At 72.6% G+C, this 20,287-nt stretch carries 13 protein-coding genes; 1 reads left to right on the forward strand and 12 read right to left on the reverse strand.

Going from position 1 to position 20,287, the window contains the following annotated elements; all coding sequences use genetic code 11:
* The first annotated feature begins 48 nt into the window (after nucleotides 1-48).
* The gene (gene eis / locus NBW76_RS12865; RefSeq protein ID WP_056554009.1) at nucleotides 49-1,179 is read left to right on the forward strand and encodes an enhanced intracellular survival protein Eis; all 1,131 of its coding nucleotides are present in this window, start codon (nucleotides 49-51) and stop codon (nucleotides 1,177-1,179) included.
* Between the two features lie 50 nt (nucleotides 1,180-1,229).
* Here the strand turns inward: eis and NBW76_RS12870 are convergent, their stop codons facing one another.
* From NBW76_RS12870 to NBW76_RS12925, 12 genes are all read right to left on the reverse strand, one after another.
* A complete protein-coding gene (locus tag NBW76_RS12870) occupies nucleotides 1,230-2,474 on the reverse strand; it encodes a YeeE/YedE family protein (protein ID WP_056554006.1) in 1,245 nt (414 codons plus the stop codon).
* 84 nt (nucleotides 2,475-2,558) lie between these two features.
* Nucleotides 2,559-6,047 (reverse strand): error-prone DNA polymerase, encoded by a 3,489-nt coding sequence (locus NBW76_RS12875; RefSeq protein ID WP_056554004.1) that lies wholly within the window; start codon nucleotides 6,045-6,047, stop codon nucleotides 2,559-2,561.
* A gap of 24 nt (nucleotides 6,048-6,071) precedes the next feature.
* Nucleotides 6,072-7,604 (reverse strand): DNA polymerase Y family protein, encoded by a 1,533-nt coding sequence (locus NBW76_RS12880; protein ID WP_056554001.1) that lies wholly within the window; start codon nucleotides 7,602-7,604, stop codon nucleotides 6,072-6,074.
* On the reverse strand, nucleotides 7,601-8,302 hold the full coding sequence (locus tag NBW76_RS12885; RefSeq protein WP_156364754.1) for a hypothetical protein: 702 nt from the start codon (nucleotides 8,300-8,302) through the stop codon (nucleotides 7,601-7,603). The genes NBW76_RS12880 and NBW76_RS12885 overlap by 4 nt, the downstream gene beginning before the upstream one ends.
* 64 nt (nucleotides 8,303-8,366) lie before the next feature.
* Complete coding sequence (locus NBW76_RS12890) at nucleotides 8,367-10,127, reverse strand: ABC transporter ATP-binding protein (protein ID WP_056553998.1); 1,761 nt, start codon at nucleotides 10,125-10,127, stop codon at nucleotides 8,367-8,369.
* Nucleotides 10,124-11,110, reverse strand: a complete 987-nt coding sequence (locus tag NBW76_RS12895) for an ABC transporter permease (RefSeq protein ID WP_055967095.1) — start codon at nucleotides 11,108-11,110, stop codon at nucleotides 10,124-10,126. The genes NBW76_RS12890 and NBW76_RS12895 overlap by 4 nt, the downstream gene beginning before the upstream one ends.
* Nucleotides 11,103-12,029: an ABC transporter permease gene (locus NBW76_RS12900; protein WP_055967092.1), complete on the reverse strand. Its 927-nt coding sequence runs from the start codon at nucleotides 12,027-12,029 to the stop codon at nucleotides 11,103-11,105. Before NBW76_RS12900 ends, NBW76_RS12895 begins: the two co-directional genes overlap by 8 nt.
* 147 nt (nucleotides 12,030-12,176) lie before the next feature.
* Nucleotides 12,177-13,802 (reverse strand): ABC transporter substrate-binding protein, encoded by a 1,626-nt coding sequence (locus NBW76_RS12905; protein WP_055967088.1) that lies wholly within the window; start codon nucleotides 13,800-13,802, stop codon nucleotides 12,177-12,179.
* Between the two features lie 204 nt (nucleotides 13,803-14,006).
* Nucleotides 14,007-14,954 (reverse strand): electron transfer flavoprotein subunit alpha/FixB family protein, encoded by a 948-nt coding sequence (locus tag NBW76_RS12910; protein WP_056553994.1) that lies wholly within the window; start codon nucleotides 14,952-14,954, stop codon nucleotides 14,007-14,009.
* A 17-nt stretch (nucleotides 14,955-14,971) separates the two neighbouring features.
* Nucleotides 14,972-15,754 carry an electron transfer flavoprotein subunit beta/FixA family protein gene (locus NBW76_RS12915; RefSeq protein ID WP_055967082.1) on the reverse strand — a complete coding sequence of 261 codons (783 nt, stop codon included), beginning with the start codon at nucleotides 15,752-15,754 and terminating at the stop codon, nucleotides 14,972-14,974.
* 201 nt (nucleotides 15,755-15,955) lie between these two features.
* A complete protein-coding gene (locus NBW76_RS12920; RefSeq protein WP_055967080.1) occupies nucleotides 15,956-17,329 on the reverse strand; it encodes a hypothetical protein in 1,374 nt (457 codons plus the stop codon).
* A gap of 61 nt (nucleotides 17,330-17,390) precedes the next feature.
* Nucleotides 17,391-20,270: a hypothetical protein gene (locus tag NBW76_RS12925; RefSeq protein ID WP_156364753.1), complete on the reverse strand. Its 2,880-nt coding sequence runs from the start codon at nucleotides 20,268-20,270 to the stop codon at nucleotides 17,391-17,393.
* Nucleotides 20,271-20,287 lie beyond the last annotated feature (17 nt).

Genomic DNA, 20,287 nt, shown 5'->3' on the forward strand with positions numbered 1-20,287 from the left:
CCGAAGTCGGTGTGGTGTGCGTCCCTGGGGTGGGGACAGGATGAGTGCATGGAGATCCGCCGCCTGACCGACGACGACACCGCAGCCATGCGTCCCTTGTTCGTGGAGGCGTTCGGGGCGTTCGACCCCCCGGAGCCGCCGGTCGCGATCCACGCCCCGGGCAAGACCTGGTGGGGTGCGTTCGTCGCTGGACGCCTCGTGGCCACCGCGCTCGACCGTGCCTACGACTCGTGGTTCGGGGGCACGCTGGTGCCGACGGCCGGCATCGGCGGGGTGACGATCACGGCCGAGCACCGCGGCAGCGGCATCCTCACGCCGCTGCTGACGACGCTGCTCGACGCCGCGCGGGAACGTGGCGCCCTGGTCTCCACCCTCTACGCCACCTCCCCCGGCATCTACCGGCGCCTCGGGTACGAGAACGTCACCACCCTCGACGACGTCCGCGTGCCCACCGGGGCGCTCGCTGCCGGCGGCACCACGTCGGTGCGCCGTGCCGACGAGTCCGACGCCGAGGCCATCCGTGCCGTGCACGACCGGGTCGTCTCTCGCGGCAACGGCCCGCTCCAGCGTCGTGGACCCTTGTTCGCCGAGGCCCCCACGCTCCGGGTCAGCGGCGTGACCGTGGCCGAGCGCGACGGCGTGGTCGTCGGCTACACGTCGTGGGACCGCGGTCGTGGGTACGCCGCCGACGGCGAGCTGCGGGTGTGGGACCTCGTGGCCGACGACGAGGACGCCCTGCGCTCGCTCATGACGCTGCTCTCGACGTTCGGGTCGGTCACGCCGAACGTGCTGCTCCGCTCCAGTGGCATCCCGGCGTGGCAGCACCTGATGCGGGTCGCGCACCCCACCCCCGTCACGTCGACGCCCTACGCCCTCGCCGTGCTCGATCCGGCGGCCCTCGCGCTCCCTCGCGTGCATCCCGGCATCGGCGCGCGCCTGCCGTTCGTGGTCGAGGGCCGACCGCACACCCTCGTCCTGGCCGACGGTTCGGGTCGGCTCGAGGACGGCGACGGGAGCGGCCGCTCGTTCACCCGCGGTGGGCTGGCCCTGACCTTCGCGGGGGCGCAGACGTCGGCGGCGTTGCGCGCCCTGGGCCACGTGGGCGGTGACGACGCCGACGACGTCACGTGGGACCTGCTGTTCTCACGCGGGCCGGTGACGGTGCACGACTACTTCTGAGCACCCGGCCGTCGGGCTCGTCGAGGCGCCCTGCGCAGGGAGTCCCTCAGTCAGCAGACCCCGTCGTACCGCTTCGGCACGTCGAGGCCGAAGTACGGCCGCAAGCGCAGGCCCACCCAGGTGCCGGCGAGCGCGACGAGGCCCCAGATCCAGCCCGACAGGCTGCCGGTGGAGATGCCACCGAGGTAGGCGCCGATGTTGCAGCCCGACGCGAGCCGCGCGCCGATCCCCAGCAGGACGCCACCGATCAGCGAGGCCAGGACCTGCCTCGTCGCGAACCGGTGCCGCAGGGAGTAGGTACCGGCCAGCGTCGCGGCGAGGGCGGCCCCGACCACGATGCCGATGTTGGTGAGCGAGTTCTTGTCCGCGAGCACCGACCCCGAGAGCTGGGCGGCCTGGTCGGGCTGCTGCCAGAAGCTCCAGGTCTCGGGGTGGGCCCCGACCAGCTGGAGGAGCTTGGCGCCCCACAGCGCGAACGCGCTGGTGATGCCCCAGATGCCGCCGGAGACCCACAGCACGCCGGCCGCGAGGACGGCCAGCACCACCGCGCCGACGTACGGCGACCAGGAGCCGCGCACCACGCGTGCCGCACCCTGGGCCGTCGGAGGCGGCGAGGTGGGCGGCGGGTTGCGACGGGCCTGCACGACCCGGGTCCCCCACACCACGAGCGCGAGCGCTCCGATCGTGAGCACCCACGCGCCCAGGTAGCCGACGTGGTCCTGCAGGACGATGGGGTCCCACGCCGGCAGGTCGTCGACGAGGTCGTACTGCCACGTGTAGAGCACCGACCCGACGACGAACCCGAAGAGGGTCACGAGGATGCTGCTCTGGCCCGACCCGACGGCGAACAGCGTGCCCGACGCGCACGCGCCGCCCAGCTGCATCCCGATGCCGAACAGGAACGAGCCGAGCACGAGCCCCACGCCGATCGGGCCCTCGACGCCCGCCGGGGTGGTGCCGAACAGCCCGGACCCTGACGCGAGCAGCAGAAGCCCCAGTGTGGCCGCCGTGCCGAGGAGCAGCGAGTGCGCGCGGACGCCCGCCCCGTTGCCGACGGCGACCAGCTGGCGCCAGCCCGACGTGAAGCCGAAGCGCGCGTGGAACAGCGCCGCTCCGAGCCCGAGACCCAGCGCGAGCAGCACGGCCTTCTGCGTGCCGTGCTGGGTCTGGACGACCGCGAGCAGCACGACGGCGAGCACCCCGGCGGCCACCGCCGGTCCGCGCTGCAGTGGAGGTGCCGGCGGCGCGGGTGGGGTGGGGACCCGGGTACGGGCGGGGCTGAGGAGGGTGGCCATGTCCTCGACGCTACGTCCGGTGGAGTCGACCGCCGGTCGGTTCTCGCTCCCTGAGATCGCTCGGCAGGGCCGACGTGACGTCGATCACCGGAAGTCGCGGGACCGGTGAGGACCGATGGTCGAGGCCGCCTCGGGGTACAGCACCTCCACCCGCTCGATCCGCTCGGCCCGCAGGTTGGTGGCACCCTCCACGTTCTCGACCACACCGCGCACGACCACGCCCGCCGCGTTCTGCAGGACCCGCCGGTGCCGCTTCCAGACGTTGGCGAAGACCACCACGTTGAGCATGCCCGTCTCGTCCTCCAGGTTCAGGAACGTGACGCCCGAGGCGGTGTAGGGGCGCTGCTTGTGGGTGATCAGCCCCGCCACCCGGACCCGACGCCCGGTGCCCAGGTCGGGGCAGTCCTGCACCGCCAGCACCTCCTCGGCGCGCAGCAGCGGTCGCAGGTGCACGAACGGATGCTCCGTGGGCGAGATGCGGGTGGCCCACAGGTCGGCGGTGGTCAGCTCGACGTCGCTCATGCCGGGCAGCATCGGAGGTGGCGCCTGCACCGCCGTGCCCGCCAGCAGGTCGGGGGCGTCGGTGTAGCCCGCGTTCCAGAGCGCCTGACGGCGGCTGATCCCGAACACGTCGAACGCCCCGGCCGTGGCGAGGGCCTCCATCTGCGGGACCGACAGCCCGGTACGTCGCACGACGTCGGCCATGTCGACGAACGGACCGTCGGCTCGCGCCGCCACCACCCGCTCGGCGTCGGCCTCACCGATGCCCTGGACCTCGGTGAGGCCGAGGCGCACGGCGTGGTGGCCGTCGCGGCGGTGCCCGGCCAGCCGCGCCTGCAGCTCCGTCCGGCCCTCGGTGTCGTCGAAGTCGCCTGCCGGCGGCTGCACCCGGTGCGTGCACCCGTCGAGGCCGGTGCTGGTCCGCCGCCCACGGCCCGGCGCGTCGTCGATGACCTCCAGGTCGGCATGGACCTGTGAGCGGGCGATGCAGGGCCGCCGCGCCTCGACGCCGTGGCGCCGCGCGTCGGCGGTGAGGGACTGCGGGGAGTAGAAGCCCATCGGCTGGGAGCGCAGCAGCGCCGCGAGGAACGCCGCCGGCGCGTGCAGCTTGAGCCAGCTGCTGGCGTACACGAGCAGCCCGAAGCTCAACGCGTGGCTCTCGGCGAAGCCGAAGTTCGCGAACGCCTGGATGCGGGCGTAGATGCCGTCGGCCACCTCCCCCGTGATGCCGTGGCGCTCCATGCCGGCGTAGAGCTTCTCCCGCAGCCGCTCGATGCGCTCGGTGCCGCGCTTGGACCCCATGGCCCGACGCAGCAGGTCGGCGTCGTCGCCCGTGCAGTCACCCACCGCCATGGCGATCTGCATGAGCTGCTCCTGGAACAGCGGCACCCCGAGGGTGCGCGCCAGCACCGGCTCCAGCAACGGGTGGATGAACTCGACCGGCTCCTTGCCCGTGCGGCGACGGATGTACGGGTGCACGGCGCCGCCCTGGATCGGACCGGGCCGGATGAGCGCGATCTCGATGACGAGGTCGTAGTACGAACGAGGACGCAGACGGGGCAGCGTGCCGATCTGGGCACGGCTCTCGACCTGGAAGACCCCGACGGAGTCGGCCAGGCAGAGCATGTCGAAGACCGCCGGCTCCTCCTTGGGGATCGACGCGAGGTCCCACTGCTCCCCCGTGTGCTCGGCGAGCAGGTCGAACGTGCGCTGGATCGCGCCGAGCATCCCGAGGCCCAGCAGGTCGAACTTGACCAGACCCATCCACGCGCAGTCGTCCTTGTCCCACTGCACGACGGTGCGCTTGTCCATCCGCGCCCGCTCGATCGGCACGACCTCGCCCACCGGGCGCTCGGTGAGCACCATCCCGCCGGAGTGGATGCCCAGGTGCCGCGGGGTCTTCAGCAGCTGCTCGGCGAGCTCACCGACCAGCGGTGGCAACGGGCTCTCCTCGGGCGTCTCGACCGCACGCCACGACTCGATGCTCTTGCTCCACGCGTCCTGCTGGCCCACGGAGTAGCCCAGCGCCTTCGCGACGTCGCGGACCGCCGAGCGCGGTTGGTAGCTGATGACGTTGGCCACCTGGGCGGCGTTGCGGCGTCCGAACGTGTCGTAGACCCACTGGATCACCTCCTCGCGGCGACCTGCGTCGAAGTCGACGTCGATGTCGGGCTCCTCGTCGCGCGTGGCGGCCAGGAACCGCTCGAACGGCAGGTCGTAGAACATCGAGTCGACGGCCGTGATGCGCAGGGCGTAGCAGACCGCGGAGTTGGCCGCAGAGCCCCGGCCCTGGCACAGGATCCCGCGCCGACGGGCCTCGGCCACGATGTCGTGGACGATGAGGAAGTAGCCGCAGAACCCCTTGGCCTCGATGACCGCCAGCTCCTGGCGCAGCCGCTCCTCGGCGCGGTCGCGGTCGTGGGCGTACAGGTCGTCGGCGCCCCGCCTCACCAGCTCACGCAGCCACTCCATGGGGGTGTACCCGTCCGGGACGTCGGTCTGCGGCAGCCGCGGCGCCGCACGACGCAGGTCGAAGGCAGCGCCCCGGGCCACCTCGACCGACCGCGCCACGGCTCCCGGGTAGCGCGCGAAGCGTGCCTGCATCTCCTCGCCCGAGCGCAGGTAGGCCTGCCCGGAGGCGGCCAGCCAGCCGTCCATCTCGGCGAGGCTGCGCCGGGCGCGCACGGCGGCCATGGCCTGGGCCAGCCGGGTGCGCGACGGCACGGCGGCGTGCACGTTGCCGGTGGCCACCACCGGCAGGTCGTGCTCGACGGCCAGGGCCGCGAGCACGTCGTTGGTGGCCGAGTCGGTGGGACCGCCGTGGTCGGTGAGCTCGACGTCGACGGCGCCGGCACCGAACAGGTCGACCAGCCGTCCCAGCGCGCGCGACGCATCGGCCGGCCCACCGGTCGCGAGCGCCTGCCGGACGAAGCCCTTGCGGCAGCCCGTGAGCACGTGCCAGTGCCCTCGGCCCTGCTCGGCGAGCCGCTCGAGGTCGTAGACCGGCCTGCCCTTCTCGTCGCCCGCGAGCTGCGCCTCGGTGATGGCCGCGGCCAGCCGGTGATAGCCCTCCACCCCTCGGGCGAGCACGAGCAGGTGGCTGCCCTCCGGGTCCGCGGCACCCAGCTGGGGCGCGGTCAGGCCCAGCGACAGCTCGGCTCCGAACACCGTGTCCAGACCGGGGTGCTCGGCGGCGGCCTCGGCGAAGCGGGCCACGCCGTAGAAGCCGTCGTGGTCGGTGAGCGCGAGCGCCTCCAGCCCCAGGGAGCTCGCCTGCTCGACCAGCACCTCCGGTGCACTCGCGCCGTCGAGGAAGCTGAAGTCGCTGTGGCAGTGCAGCTCGGCGTACGGGACGGTGTCGATCTGCCGCCCACTCCCCGGCGCATCGGGTGGCGCCTCGTACCGCGCCCGCTTGCGGCTGAACGCCGGCCCGTCTCCCCCGTCGGGGAAGCGGCCGTCGACCGGGTCGGGACGCAGGTCGTCGCGGCCCTCGCTCGGCAGCGCGTGGGCGGGCCGGCCGGAGAGCCGGGCCTCCAGCTCGCGCCACGGGACGTCGGGGTTGTTCCAGCCCATCAGCGCTCCACGGGCTCGTGCACGTCAGTCATAGCGGGCCTCGGTCCACCAGGTGCCGTTCTCGACGACCATGAGCCAGGCCGTGCCGTCGACCCCGACCACCTGGAAGCGCGCCACCCGACGGGCTGCCGCCTCGTCCCACCACAGCTCGTCGACCGGCCACGGGCCCGCCCAGGACGCCACGGGACGCCAGTCCTCGTCGCCGGCGGCACGGAACCGGACGGGGGCGCAGCTGATCGCTCCCCGCCCGTCGACCCCGACGACCCGGTCGCCGGGGCCGACCACCTGGGCCGGACGCGGTGACGCGTACACCGTGGCCGGTGCCGGCGGTGGCACGGAGCCCGGCCAGGGAGCCCCCACGGCACGCGCCGGCTGGGTCTGCTCGCCCCACGGCGCGAGCAGACGCCGGGCCGACGGCGAGCGGCCACCCTGCACCCGGGCGGCGAGCACCCCCTCGTGACCGACGAGACCCTGCACCCGGGCGATGCCGCGCTCGACGCGGTCGTCCTCCTGCGCCGTCGCCGCACCCCGGCCACCGGGCCCGAAGAGGGCGGGTGCGTGCTCGCCGACGGGCGCGACGCTCTCGGGCACGAGCCGGACCGCGCCGACCGGTCCCGGCAGCGGACCGCCCTGCAGCTGCCAGCGCACCCGGTCGACGACGTCGACCGCACCGAACCAGCGCGGGTGGACCCACCGACGGGTGGACGCCACCTGGTCGTCGACCTCCACCTCGATCCCGAGCGCGGTGCACACCAGGCCGTGGTCGGCCAGGCGCGCGACGAACCGTTCGGCGACCGACCGCAGGCTGAACGCCACCGTCTCGGAGCTGGAGACCGGCGGCTCGAGGGTGAGGATCCCGCCCAGCTCGGGAGGCACCTCACGCCGGGCGAGGAGCCGAGGGTCCTGGCCCGAGGCCAGGCGGTGCAGGAGGGCACCGTGGGTGCCGAACCGGGTGTGCACGTCGGACGCGGGCAGGGCCGCCAGGTGCGCGAGCGTGGTCAGGCCCATGCGACGCAGCAGGCTCACCACCTCCGGCGCCTCGAGCGTCTCGACCGGCAGCGGAGCCAGGAACGCGGCGTCGGCACCGGGCTCGACCACGTGGACCCCTTGCGGCACCGCACGGCGGGCGGCCTGCTCGGCCGCGAAGAGGCCGTCGGCCACCCCGAGCCGCACGTCCCACACCGCCAGCGAGACGACCCGCTCGGCGACGACGGCCGCCGCCTCCTCCTCGCCCCCGTAGAACCGGGCCGGCACGGGCAGCGCGCACAGTCCCGGCCGTAGCGGCGTGACGGCGGGGCTGAGCTCCTCGACGCCCAGCAGCACCTCCTCGAAGGCCCGGGCCTCGACCTCCGGGCGGTGGTCGGCGAGCGCGAGCTCGGGGCACCGCGCCTGCGCGTCACGGCGCCGCATGCCGCGGCGCACGCCCTCCACCCGGGCGGCGTGGTTGCAGGCCAGCACCTGGCCGCCGTCCATGACCGCGCCGGGGACGTCGCGCGGCAGGTCCGGCAGGGCGGCCCGCACGGGCCAGTCCGGGCACCAGAGCACGAGCGTCCTCATCCTGCGCTCCTGACGAACACGGGGCTCCTCACGATGGCGGGAACCCCGGTGGCCGGGGGCGCCGCGACCTGCGGGCGCGCAGGTCGCACGGTCAGGTCGTCGGCCGGCAGGAGGAGGTCGCGGGTCCGACTCGGAGCAGTGCCACGGTGCACGGTCACGGTGGCCTCACGCGCCCTCAGGTGGCCGTCACCCGCCCCCACCCCCGCCCAGCGCGTGGTCGCGAGGGTGAGCCGGGCGTCGCACCGGGGCCAGACGCCCCACGGCACCAGCACGCAGCCCTGCTTGCGCAGCCGCGCACCGAGGCGGGCGGCGTCGCCCTCACCGACGGCGGACGGCGGCCGCACCACCACGAGGCCGACGACGTCGACGAGGGCGGCGGTGACCTCCAGCCACCGGTCCTGCGGGTCCGGCACGAACACGGTGCGGTGCGGGTCGACCCCCATGGCCACGGCGGCCTCGACCCCGAGGTCGGGCGCGCCCACGACCGCGGACCACGTGCCGGCCGCGGACGGGCCGGACATGAGCAGCAGCGCGAGGCTGGCTGCGTCGACGCCGTAGACCCCACCGGTCTCGAGGCTCAGCAGGCCCTCGAGGGCCGGGTGCGTGGGCACCGCCTGCCGTGCGGGTGCGCCCTGCATCCGCTCGACCTCGCGCCGCAGCTCGGCGACGACCTCGAGGGCTGGACGGGCTGCGGACACCTACCCATGATCGAACAGATGTTCGAACGAGTCAACCTGGTCCCACCCCCGAGCCGTCACCGGATCAGGCGTCGCCGGCCTCCACCACGCCGAGCGGGATCGACCCGCCCGGGATCGCGTCGAGGAGCATTCGCGTGTAGTCCTGCTGCGGGTTCTCGAAGACGTCGGTCACGCTCGACTGCTCGACGACCTGGCCGTTCTGCATCACCAGCACGTGGTCGGCGATCTGCCGCACGACCGCGAGGTCGTGGGTGATGAACAGGTACGACAGGCCCAGCTCGCTCTGGAGCTCGTTGAGCAGGTTCAGGATCTGCGCCTGCACCAGCACGTCGAGCGCCGAGACGGCCTCGTCGCAGATGACCACCTCGGGGTCCAGGGCGAGCGCCCGCGCGATGGCGACGCGCTGCCGCTGCCCGCCGGACAGCTCGTTGGGGTAGCGCGTCATGACCGACGCCGGCAGCGACACCTTCTCGAGCAGGTCGCGGATCTTGGCCTCGCGCTCCTTGGAGGTGCCGATGTCGTGGAGCCGCAGCGGCTCCTCGATGGACCGGTAGATCGAGTACATCGGGTCCAACGACGCGTACGGGTTCTGGAAGACCGGCTGCATCTGCCGCCGCATCGCCAGCTGCTGCTTCTTGGACCGCAGGCTGGTGATGTCGACACCGTCGAACTCCACCGACCCGCTCGTGGCGTCGAGCAGGCCGAGCACCATGCGAGCCACGGTGGACTTGCCCGAGCCGGACTCCCCCACGATGGCGGTCGTGGTGCCGCGCTCGAGCCGGAACGAGACCTGGTCGACCGCCGTGAAGTCCGTGGACTGACCGGGGCGGCTGCCGCGGATCTTGAAGACCTTGGTGAGGTCCTTGGCCTCGATGATCGTGCTGGACCCCTCACCGAACTCGCCGGAGTCCGTCGCGACCTCGGCCGCGATCTCGGCCGCGGTCTGCACCGCCTGCTCGCGCACCTCGGCCCGCGCCTGGACCGACGAGAGCCGCTGCGAGGCGAGCGAGGGGGCCGAGCTCACGAGGCGCTTGCTGTAGGGGTGCTGGGGGTTCTGCAGGATCTCCAGCGCCGGGCCCGACTCCACGATCTGGCCGCGGTACATGACCACGAGGTGGTCGGCGCGCTCGGCAGCCAGACCGAGGTCGTGGGTGATGAGCAGCACCGCGAAGCCGAGCTCGTCGGTGAGCCGGTCGAGGTGGTCGAGGATCTGCTTCTGCACGGTCACGTCGAGGGCCGAGGTGGGCTCGTCGGCGATGAGCAGCTTGGGGCGTGCCGCGAGGCCCATGGCGATGAGCGCGCGCTGGCGCATGCCGCCGGAGAACTCGTGCGGGTACTGCCGCGCGCGTCGCTCGGCGTCGGGCAGACCGGCCTCCTCGAGCAGCTCGACCACGCGTGCGTCGGCGGCCTTGCCCTTGGCCACGCCGTTGGCCTCGAGCGACTCCTTGATCTGGGTGCCCACCCGCCACAGCGGGTTCAGGTTCGACATCGGGTCCTGCGGCACGAGACCGATGGACGACCCGCGCAGGGCGATGATGTCGGACCGCTTGGCGTGGGCGATGTCCGTGCCCTCGAACAGGATCTGGCCACCGGTGATGCGCCCGGTCCCCGGGAGCAGGTCGATGATGGCGTGCGCCGTCGTCGACTTGCCCGAGCCGGACTCGCCGACGATGGCCACGGTCTGACCGGGGTAGACCGTCAGGTTCGCGCCGATGACGGCGGGGACGATCGTCTTCTTGTCGGCCTCGAAGCCGACGTGCAGGTCCTTGACCTCGAGCAGCGGCTGCTCGCTGGAGGGGCGACCCTCGGGGTTCGGGTTGCTCATCGCTTCTTGGCCTTCGGGTCGAGGGCGTCGCGCACGGCGTCGCCGAGGAGGATGAAGCTGAACACGGTCAGCGCGAGCGCGCCCGCGGGCCAGAACATGGTGCCCAGCCGCTGCCCGGCCCGGACCTGGTTCTGCGAGGCCGCGATGTCGTTGCCCCACGAGACGATGCTCGTCGGAAGGCCGAGGCCCAGGAACGACAGCGTGGCCTCGGCGACGATGAAGATGCCCAGCGAGACGGTGGCGGTCACGATGACCGGGGCCAGCGAGTTGGGGATCACGTGCCGCACCAGGTTCCGGCGCGGCGTGGCGCCCAGTGCGCGCGCAGCGTCGACGAACTCCTGCTGCTTGGTCTCGATGACCGCGCCACGAGCGATACGGGTGACCTGCGGCCAGCCGAACAGGCCGAGCGCGAGCACGATCGCCAGGACCGAGCCCCAGAAGCCGCGGTCGGGCCACACGTTGTTGAGGGCCGACAGCAGGACGATGGCGGCGAGCAGCAGCGGGATCGCGTAGAAGACGTCGGCGATGCGCGAGATGAGCGAGTCGAAGAACCCGCCGTAGAAGCCCGCGACCGCGCCCGTCACCAGGCCCAGCAGCGCGACGATGAGCGTGGTGAACACGCCGACCGCCACGGAGGCACGCGCCCCGTAGATCATGCGCGAGTAGACGTCGCAGCCCTGTCGGTCGAAGCCGAGCGGGTGCCCGGGCTCGCCGACCGCCAGGCTCTTGCCCGTCTGGCAGAAGCTCGGGTCGTTGCTCGTGAACAGCCCGGGGAAGGCGATCACGACGGCCAGGAAGACCAGCAGCGCGGCCGAGACGTAGAACAGCGGGTTCTTGCGCAGCTGCTTCCACGCCTCCTTCCACTGGCTCTCCGGCGGCGCGGTGGTGTCGAGTGCACCCACGTCGTGCAGGGGCGTGTCCTCCAGCCGGGCGAGGTACCGCTCCTGGCCGGGTCGGATCTTGGGCGAGCGGCCGTCAGGCATAGCGGATCCTCGGGTCGAGCAGGGCGTAGAGCAGGTCCACGACGAGACTGGTGACGACGTAGACGAGCACCATGATGGTGACGACGGAGACGATCGTGGGGGTCTCCCCGCGTCGCACGGCCTCGAAGGCCAGGTTGCCGACCCCGGGGACGTTGAAGATGCCCTCGGTCACGACCGCACCGGCCATGAGGCCGCCGAGGTCGGCGCCGAGGAAGGTCACCACGGGGATGAGGGAGTTGCGCAGCACGTGGCGCCGGTTGACCTGGCCGTCGGGCAGGCCCTTGGCACGGGCGGTGCGCACGTGGTCGGCCGTGAGGTTCTCGATGACCGAGGTGCGGGTCAGGCGCAGCACGTAGGCGAACGACACGAGTCCCAGCACGATCGCCGGCAGCAGGAGCTCCTGGAAGGTCGCCTGCGAGCTCACGAGCGCCGGTAGCGCCCCCAGCTTGATGCCGACGAGCAGCTGCAGCACGAAGCCGAAGACGAAGATCGGCACGGCGATGACGAGCAGCGAGACGACCAGCATCGTGGAGTCGAACAGCTTGCCGCGCCGCATGCCGGCGTAGAAGCCCGCGGCCACGCCGAGCACGGCCTCGATGACCAGGGCCATGAGGGCGAGCTTGATGGTCACGGGGAAGGCACGCTGCACCAGGTCGATCACGGGCTGGCCGCTGAACGCGGTGCCGAAGTCGAGGGTCAGCGCGCCCTTGAGGAACAGCAGCCACTGCACCAGGAACGGCTTGTCGAAGTTGTACTGCTCACGCAGCGCCTGGTAGGTGCCCTCGGGCACCGGCTTGTCGCCGAACAGGGCGACGATCGGGTCTCCCGGTCGCAGGAACACCATCGCGTAGATGAGCAGCGTGGCTCCGAGGATCACCGGGATCGCTTGGAGGAGACGCTTGCCGACGTACCACCACATGGGCAGAACTCCTTGTCTGAGGGGGCGGCGACACCGCGACCCGCCACGACGATACGCCGCGGGCGGAAGCGCCACCGAGGGACCCGGACACACCTGTGGGGCAACACCTGAGGTGTTGCCCCACGGGTGGTCGTGCGGGCGCCGGAGCTACTTCTTGGTGATGAGGTGCAGCTCGGGCTGGTTCTGCCAGTTGAACTCGACGTTCTCCACGTTCTTCGACGCGGCAGCGGCGACGTTGGAGTACCAGAGCGGGATGGCGGGCAGGTCCTTGAAGAGGACCTCCTGGGCCTGCGACTGAAGCGCGTAGCGCTTGTCCTCGTCGGGCTCGCCGGCGACCTGCTTCATGAGGTCGTCGAACTCGCTGCTGGAGTAGTCACCGTCGTTCGACCCGGCCTTGGTCTGGTACAGCGGGGCCAGGTAGTTGAAGATCGACGGGTAGTCGGGCTGCCAACCGGTGCGGAAGGCGGTCTTGATGGTGCGGTTGGTGACGTCGGTGCGCAGCTCGTCGAACGTGGCGTAGCCCTTGGCCTTGGCGTCGATGCCGAGGTTGTTCTTGAGCTGGTTCACGACGGCGTCGACCCACTCCTTGTTGCCGGGACCGTCGCTGTTGTAGGAGATCGTGAACGATCCCTCGAACTCGGCGATGTCGTCGGCCTGGGCCCACAGGTCCTTGGCCTCGGTGGCGTCGAACTGCAGCACCTCGCTGCCCGGGATCTCCTTGTCGAAGCCGGGCATGACCGGAGCCGAGAAGTCGACGGCCGGCGTGCGGGTGTCGTCGAAGATGTTCTTCGTGATCTCCTCGCGGTTGATCGCCTTGGAGATGGCCTGACGACGCAGACGTCCCTCGTCGTTGGTGCCGAAGCCGGCCAGGCTCTCGGGGATCGTGACCGAGCCGAAGACCGAGCCGGGCTCGGAGATGGCCTGGACGCTGTCGTCGGACTGGAACGTCGACAGGGCGCTCGGCGGCACGGCGTCGAGGACGTCGAGGTCACCGGTCTGGACGGCCGTGTAGGCGGTGTCGGGGTTCGTGAAGAACTTCAGCGTGACGCCACCGTTCTTCGGCTTGCGGACACCGTCGTAGGAGTCGTTCGGGACGAGCTTGATCTGGACGTCGTGCTCCCACGCGCCCTTGCCGTCCATCTTGTACGGGCCGTTGCCGATCGGGTCCTCGCCGTAGGCCTTGATGTCGTCGAAGGCCGACTCGGGCAGCGGGTAGAACGCCGAGTAGCCCAGACGCGCCGGGAAGTCGGCCTCGGGCTGGTTCAGCTCGATCGTGAAGGTCTTCTCGTCGACGACCTTGAGGCCCTCGAGCGTCTTGGCGGTCGGCTTCTCCTCCTGGACGGCGTCGAAGCCCTTGATCGGGTAGAAGAAGTAGCTGTTCAGCTGCTTGTTGGTGCTGAGGGCGCCGTAGTTCCACGCGTCCACGAAGGAGTCGGCGGTGACGGGGGTGCCGTCGGAGAACTCCCAGTCCTTGAGCTTGACGGTCCAGGTGACGTTGTCCTCGGACTCGATCGACTCCGCGACCTCGTTCACGCTCGAGCCGTCCTTCTGGTACGAGACCAGGCCGGCGAAGAGCAGGTCGATGGCGCGACCGCCACCGGTCTCGTTCGTCGAGGTGGGGACGAGCGGGTTCTGGGGCTCGGTGCTGAAGTTGGTGATGACCGAGTCGGTGGACCCGGAGTCGTCACCGCCCCCGCCACAAGCCGCCAGGACGAGGCTGCCCGCGGCGAGCAGGGCTACGCCCGCGACGCGAGTACGTCGGGAGAGACGCATGGATTCCTCCTGTGAAGATGGGTGCACGCAGGCGCGTGCGCCCCTATTGCTATCACCGCGACAGGGCCGCACGACAGAGCCGGACGACGTCTTAACCAACTTGGAACCTGATCCCGATGGGCCATTCCCCCTGGCTCGGTCGGACCATGGGACGCACGAGGGCCCCGGACCGTGTGGTCCGGGGCCCTCGTGGCAGGAGTGCGATCAGCCCTTGCGCTGGGCGATGCCCTCGGTGGCCTGCGGCAGGACCGTCTTCAGGTCGCCGACGACGCCGAAGTCGACGAGCTCGAAGATCGGCGCCTCGTCGTCCTTGTTGACCGCGACGATGGTCTTGGACGTCTGCATGCCGGCGCGGTGCTGGATGGCACCGGAGATGCCGTTGGCCACGTACAGCTGCGGCGAGACGGTCTTGCCCGTCTGGCCGACCTGGAAGCTGTGCGGGTACCAGCCGGAGTCGACCGCGGCGCGCGAGGCGCCCACGGCGGCACCGAGGCTGTCGGCGAACGCCTCGACCTCGGTGAAGTCGCCACCGGTGCCACGGCCGCCGGAGACCACGATGGCGGCCTCGGTGAGCTCGGGACGGCCGGAGGCGGCCTTCTCCTTGGTGGAGACGATCTTGGCGCCCTTGGCGGCGTCGGAGACCTCGACCGTGACGGCCTCGACCGTGCCGGCGCCCGAGGCGGCCTCGGGGGCCACGGAGTTGGGCTTGACGGCGATCACCGGGATGCCCTTGGTGACCTGGGCGTCCACGGTGAAGTTGCCGGCGAAGACCGACTGCGTGGTGGTGACGACGTCGCCGTCGACCTTCACGTCGACCGCGTCGGTGATGAGACCGGACTCGGTCCGCAGCGCGACGCGGGCGGCGATCTCCTTGCCCTCCGTGCTGGAGGGGACCAGCACGGCCGAGGCGGAGGAGTCGGTGACGATCTTGGTGAGCGCCTCGGCCTTGGGACCGACCAGGTACTCGCCGTAGACGGCGTCGTCGAGCTGGTAGATCTTCTCGGCGCCGTGCTCGGCCAGCGAGCCGGGGACGTCGCCGCCGAAGACGACGGCCGACGGCTCACCGATCTTGCGGGCGATCGTGAGGAGCTCGAGGCTGGGCTTGGTGGCGTTGCCGTCGACGACGTCGACGAGCACGATGACTTCGGACATGTCTCTGCTCTCCCTGCTCAGACGAACTTCTTGGAGGCGAGGAACTCGACGAGCTTGGAGCCGCCGTCGCCCTCGTCGGTGATGATCTCGCCGGCGGTGCGCGGCGGGCGGGGCTCGGTCGAGGCGACCTTCGTCCACGCGGCGTCGAGGCCCACGTCGGACGCGTCGACACCGAGGTCGGACAGGTCCCACTCCTCGACCGGCTTCTTCTTGGCCGCCATGATGCCCTTGAAGGACGGGTAGCGGGCCTCGCCGGTCTGGTCGGTCACGCTCACGACGAGCTTGCCCGTGCCCTGGACCTCCTGCGTGGCGACGTCGCCGTCACGCTTGATGGTCACGGTCTCGCCGTCGACGGTGATCTCGCCGCCGAGGGTGACCGCGGGCAGGCCGAGACGCTCGGCGACGAGCGTCGGGACGACACCCATGCCGCCGTCGGTCGAGGCCATGCCGAAGAAGACGAAGTCGTACTCGAGCTTCTCGAGGGCCTTGGCCAGCACGAGCGACGTGGCGAACGCGTCGGAGCCGGCGATGGCCTCGTCGTTGACGTGCACGCCCTTGTCGGCGCCCATCTGCAGCGCCTTGCGCACGGCGTCGGCGGCGTCGTCGGGGCCGACGGTGAGGACGGTGACCTCGCCGTCGCCCTCCTCGACGACCTTGAGGGCCTGCTCGACGGCGTACTCGTCGAGCTCGGACAGCAGACCGTCGACGTTCTCACGGTCCACGGTGTTGTCGGACGAGTCGAAGGTGCGGTCGGCCGTGGCATCCGGCACGTACTTCACCGCGACGACGATGTTGGTCACGAGGACCCTCCTGTGGTCGGGGACGCGACGCTCGGCGTCGCGTGGTCGGGAGGTCCACCTTCCCACGTGGAGCTCCACGTGGTGAGGGCAGCCTTGCGTCGCAGGTTACCGGCGGGTTACAAGCGCGGCCACCCACACCGGCAATGGCGTCGGTCACATCGCTGCACGCCGCGTCGCCCGCGGTGCCGGCCGACCGCCGGCTCAGGCGTCGCGGCGGGAGAGCAGCGACGGCGCAGCCACCCCGACGATGAGGTAGACCACCGAACCGCCGCCGTAGGCGACGAACGCCTCCTTGGCCGCAGCGTTCTCCCCGGAGAAGGCGACCAGGCCACGCAGTGGTGCCGTGAGCGGGTCCGCGACCACGGCGACCGCCCGGAGCACACCGGCGTCGGCGTCGAAGCCGAAGGCGACGAGGAGGGCGGCGAGCGCCAGCAGCACCGAGGCCACCAGTCCGAGCACGCCGATCGCCACGCCCACCAGGGACACCACACGCGCCGGTCCGAAGGAGGAGGACTCCTGCGGCACCGACGGCGGCTCCGGCACGCTGTCGTCGATCTCGCGGGCCGGCGCCTTCTCGGCCCGACGACGCCGGGCCGCCTCGCCCTTCTCGGCGCGGGCCCGTTCCTTCGCCTCGGCCTTCTCGCGACGACGCGCCACGGTGGCTGCCGCCGCTGCTCGGCGGTCGTCACCTCGACCGCCGCGGTCCACCGGTTCCTGAGAGGTGTGCTCGGACTCGCGCGCGTCGGCACGGGCGTCCTGGGCGTCGGCCTCGGTGACCTCGGTGGCCTCGGTGGCCTCGACGTCCTCGGTGGCCTCGAGGTCCTGGTGGGCGGCACCGACGGCGTCGAGGAGGGCCGTCTCCGCGGCCAGGTCGGCAGCGGAGCCGTCCTCGGACCGGGTCGTCGTCGACTCCTGCTCCGACGTGCCGTCGCCCGGCATCGGGTCCTGCGCGTCGGGGTCCTCGGGCGCAGCGTCCTGGTCCGCGACGTCCTGGGACGTGGGGGCGTCGGCTCGAGCGGTGGTCGGGCGTCCGGCCAGGGCGGCGAGGGCCGCGGCCTTGCTCTTCTCGCGGCGCTGAGCCTTCTGCTCCGCCGCCGCGCTCTCGGCCTGGCGACGTCGGTCCTGCTCGACCCGCGCGGCCGCGGCCTGCTCCTCGGCGAGCTGCCTCGTCCGCTCGTCCTCGACCTCCTGCGCCGCCCTGCGGGCCTCGGCCTGCTCGGCCTCGCGCTCCTTGGCCTCCGCCCGCTCGGCCGCCTCACGATCCTTGGCCTCGGCGCGCTCGCGCCTGGCACGATCCTTCTCGGCCTTGGCGGCGGCTCGCTGCTCCTCACGGGCTCGGCGCGCGGCAAGACGCTTCTCGGCCTTGGCCTGCTTGGCGGCTCGGCGCCGGTCCCCCGCGTCGCGGCGCGCGTGGTCACCGGGCTGGTCCTCCAGCTCGGCCGCACCGTCGTCGGACGAGCCGCCGTGCGTCGCAGCGATCCACGCGAGCGAACCCGGCACGAGGTCCTCGTAGGACCGCGTCGGGCGCGCGTCGTCGGTCGCAGACGTCGCCTGCGCAGGCTCCGGGGTCGCCACCGGCTCGTCCTCGGGCGTGCTCGCCTCGAGTCCGGCGACGATCGCGCCGGCGGTCAGGTACTCAGGATCGGCGGATGACCCTTTTTTTGGTCGGGGGGACGGATCCCCCGGTCCCGTCGCTCACCTCCGGGGGGGTCTCGGTGCCCACGGACGGCTTCTCGTCCACGAACTCCCCCACCGACGGTTCCGAGAGGCTCTCGGAGAACGTCGGGGTGGCCTTGGCCGACTGGTTGGCCGCCACGATGTGGGACTGCGCCACCCGCTCGGCCTCGGCCTCGGCCGCCGCGACCCATTCCATGGCCGTCGCCTCGGCCTCGGCCAGCTTCTCCTCGGCGGCCGAGCGTGCGGCCGCCACGGCCTGGCTGAGTCGCTCCTGCGCGTCGCGCTTGGCCTGCTGGACGACGCGGTCCGCCTCGGCGCGCGCCTCCTCGATCCGTCGCCGCGCGTCGTCGTCGGCGCGCTGCGCCACGGTGCGGGCCTCGGCCTCGGCCTGCGAGAGGCGGTCGGCCGCCTGCTGCTCGGCCTCGGCCAGCTTGCGCTCCGCGGTGACGCGTGCCTGCTCGGCCTCCTCGGCCTGACGACGCGTGGCCTCCTCGCGAGCGGCTGCGGACGCCCGCGCGGCGTCGGCCGCCTCGGCCGCCACGCGCTCGGCCTCGGCCTGGGCGTTGCGGACGCGCTCCTCCGCGACCCGCTCGGCCTCGGCCAGCTGTGCGGTGGCCTGGTTGCGCTCCTCCTCGGCCTGGCGTGCGAGCTCGGCCACCTCGGCGGTGACGCGCTCCACGTGGGCCCGGGCCTCGTCGCGCTCGCGGGCGAGCTCGGTCGCCGCGAGCTCGTGCCGCTCGGCGGCCTCGGACGCGAGGCGCTCCGCCTCCGCCTTCGCGGCGGCCAGCTGGTCGCCGGCCGTGCGCTCGGCGTCGGAGAGCCGCACGGCGATGGCGACGCGCTCGGCCGCCACCTCCTGCGCGTACTTCTCCGCCTCGGCCTTCGCGGCGGCCACGTGCTCGGCCGACGTCCGTTCGGCATCGGCCACGACCTTCTCGGCCTCGAGCCTCACCTGCTCCAGCTTGGCCTCGGCCTCGGCACGCTCCTTCTCGAGCTGCTCGAGGGCCGCTTCGCGATCCCTCCGGGCACCCTCGGCGAGCTTCTCGGCCTCGGCACGGGCCTCGCTGATACGACGCTCGGCGTCCTGCTCGGCCGCGGCGAGCCGTCGCTGGGCGGCGTCCTCGGCGTCACGCTCACCCTGGGCGAGTCGTTCGGCCGCCTTGCGCGACGCCTCCTCCTCGGCGGCGGCGATGCGCCGCTCGGCCTCGGCCTTGGCCTCGTCGAGCCGCTCCTGCGCGGCCCGCTCGGCCTCGGTACGGGCGACCTCGACGCGCTCGTCGGCCTCCTTCTGCAGCTGCTCGATCTTCGCCGACGCCGCCTGGCGCTCGCGCTCGATCTCCGCCGTGACGCGATCGGCCTCCTCGCGTGCGGCGCGGACCCGCTCCTCCGCCGCCTGCTCGGCTGCGCGCAGTCGACCCTGCAGCACCTCACGCTGCTCGGCCTCGTCGGCGCGGATGCGAGCGGCCACCTCGGCGCGCTCCCTGGCCGCCTCCTCCATGAGGCGAGCGGCCTCGGCGCGCGCGGCGCTGACCCGCTCCTGGGCCGCGGCGCTGGCGGCAGCCAGCTTCTCGGCGAACGTGCTCGGAACCGCGGGCGGGGCCGGGCTCGCCACCGCAGCAGCCTCCGGTGCGGACGTGGTCGGCGCGGGGTCCTCGGGAGCGGGCGACTCGAGGCTCTCCGTCGCGGCGGCAGGAGCCTCCTCGGGCTCGTCGGCGGCCACGGGGCGGTCCTGCGGCGGCTCGACCGGCTCCGAGAGCGCGTCGACGTGGTCGTCGGTCGGGACCTCGGACGTCGGCTCGGCGTGCTCCACGACGGTCTCGTCCGGCGTGCTCTCGGGCTGTGTGCTCTCGGGCTGCGTGCCCTCGTGCGGCTGGGCCGCGACCGACTCGCTCTCCTCCGCCTCCGCAGCGGACTCGGTCTCGACGTCGGGGCTCGTCGCCCCGTCCGTCGCGGTCTCGGCAGGTGGCTGCTCGTCGGGCGCGGACTCGTCGGCCTGAGCGCGCTCGGGCTCGGCGCGCTCGGAGACCGCGACGCCCTCGGCCTGCGACGCCGTCACGGACTCCTTCGTGCCGGAGGCCTCGACCGGGTCGGCGTCGGCCGGTCGGTCGGTCGCGGCGGGCGTCTCCGGCTCGGCGAGGCTCGCCGCGGTGGGCGGCATCCACCGCCTCGTCTGCGGCTGCTCGACCGCTTCGGCCTCGGGAGCGGCGGAGGCGGGAGCCTCGGGCTCGACGGCGGCCGGATCGTCCGTGTCGTCCAGCAGCGCCGCATCGATGTGCTCGTCGTCGTTCGGGACCCGACCGGTCAGGGCGTCCGCGACCGTGGGCCGGGCCTCGGGCTCCGCCGGCGCCGCGGGGACCTGCGGCATCTCGGCGGTCTTCTCGGCCTCGGGCACCTGGCTCGCCGACCCGGCCTCGACAGCGCCGGTCTCGACGGGCGGAGTCTCGACGGGCGGAGTCTCGACGGCTTGGGCCTCGACGGACTCCGGAGCGGTGGGCTTGGGCTCCTGCTGCGCCGCCTCGGCCGGCTGCTCGGCGTCGAGCGCCTCCTCGGCCGTGCGCAACGCCGGCTCGACCGAACCGTCCTCGGAGCGGCGTCCGCGACGGGAGGCGCTGAACGCCCGTGCCGCGTTGCGCTCGCTGCGCCGCTTCTCGGCAGCCACCTGACGCGCGGCGCGCTGCGCTGCCCGCTTGCGTCGTCGGTCGTCCGCGGACCCGGAACCGCCCGCGTCGCTCGTGTCGGCGGCGTCGTCGCCGTCGGACTGCGCGAGCATGTCCGCCGCGACCTTCAAGGGGTCGGCACGCCGACGATCCTGTGGCTGGTTCGACCCTGAGTCGGTCATGACTCCCCTTCTTGGCG

Origin of the sequence: Aeromicrobium sp. Leaf245, from assembly GCF_942548115.1 — a bacterium.
Taxonomy (GTDB): Bacteria; Actinomycetota; Actinomycetes; order Propionibacteriales; family Nocardioidaceae; genus Aeromicrobium.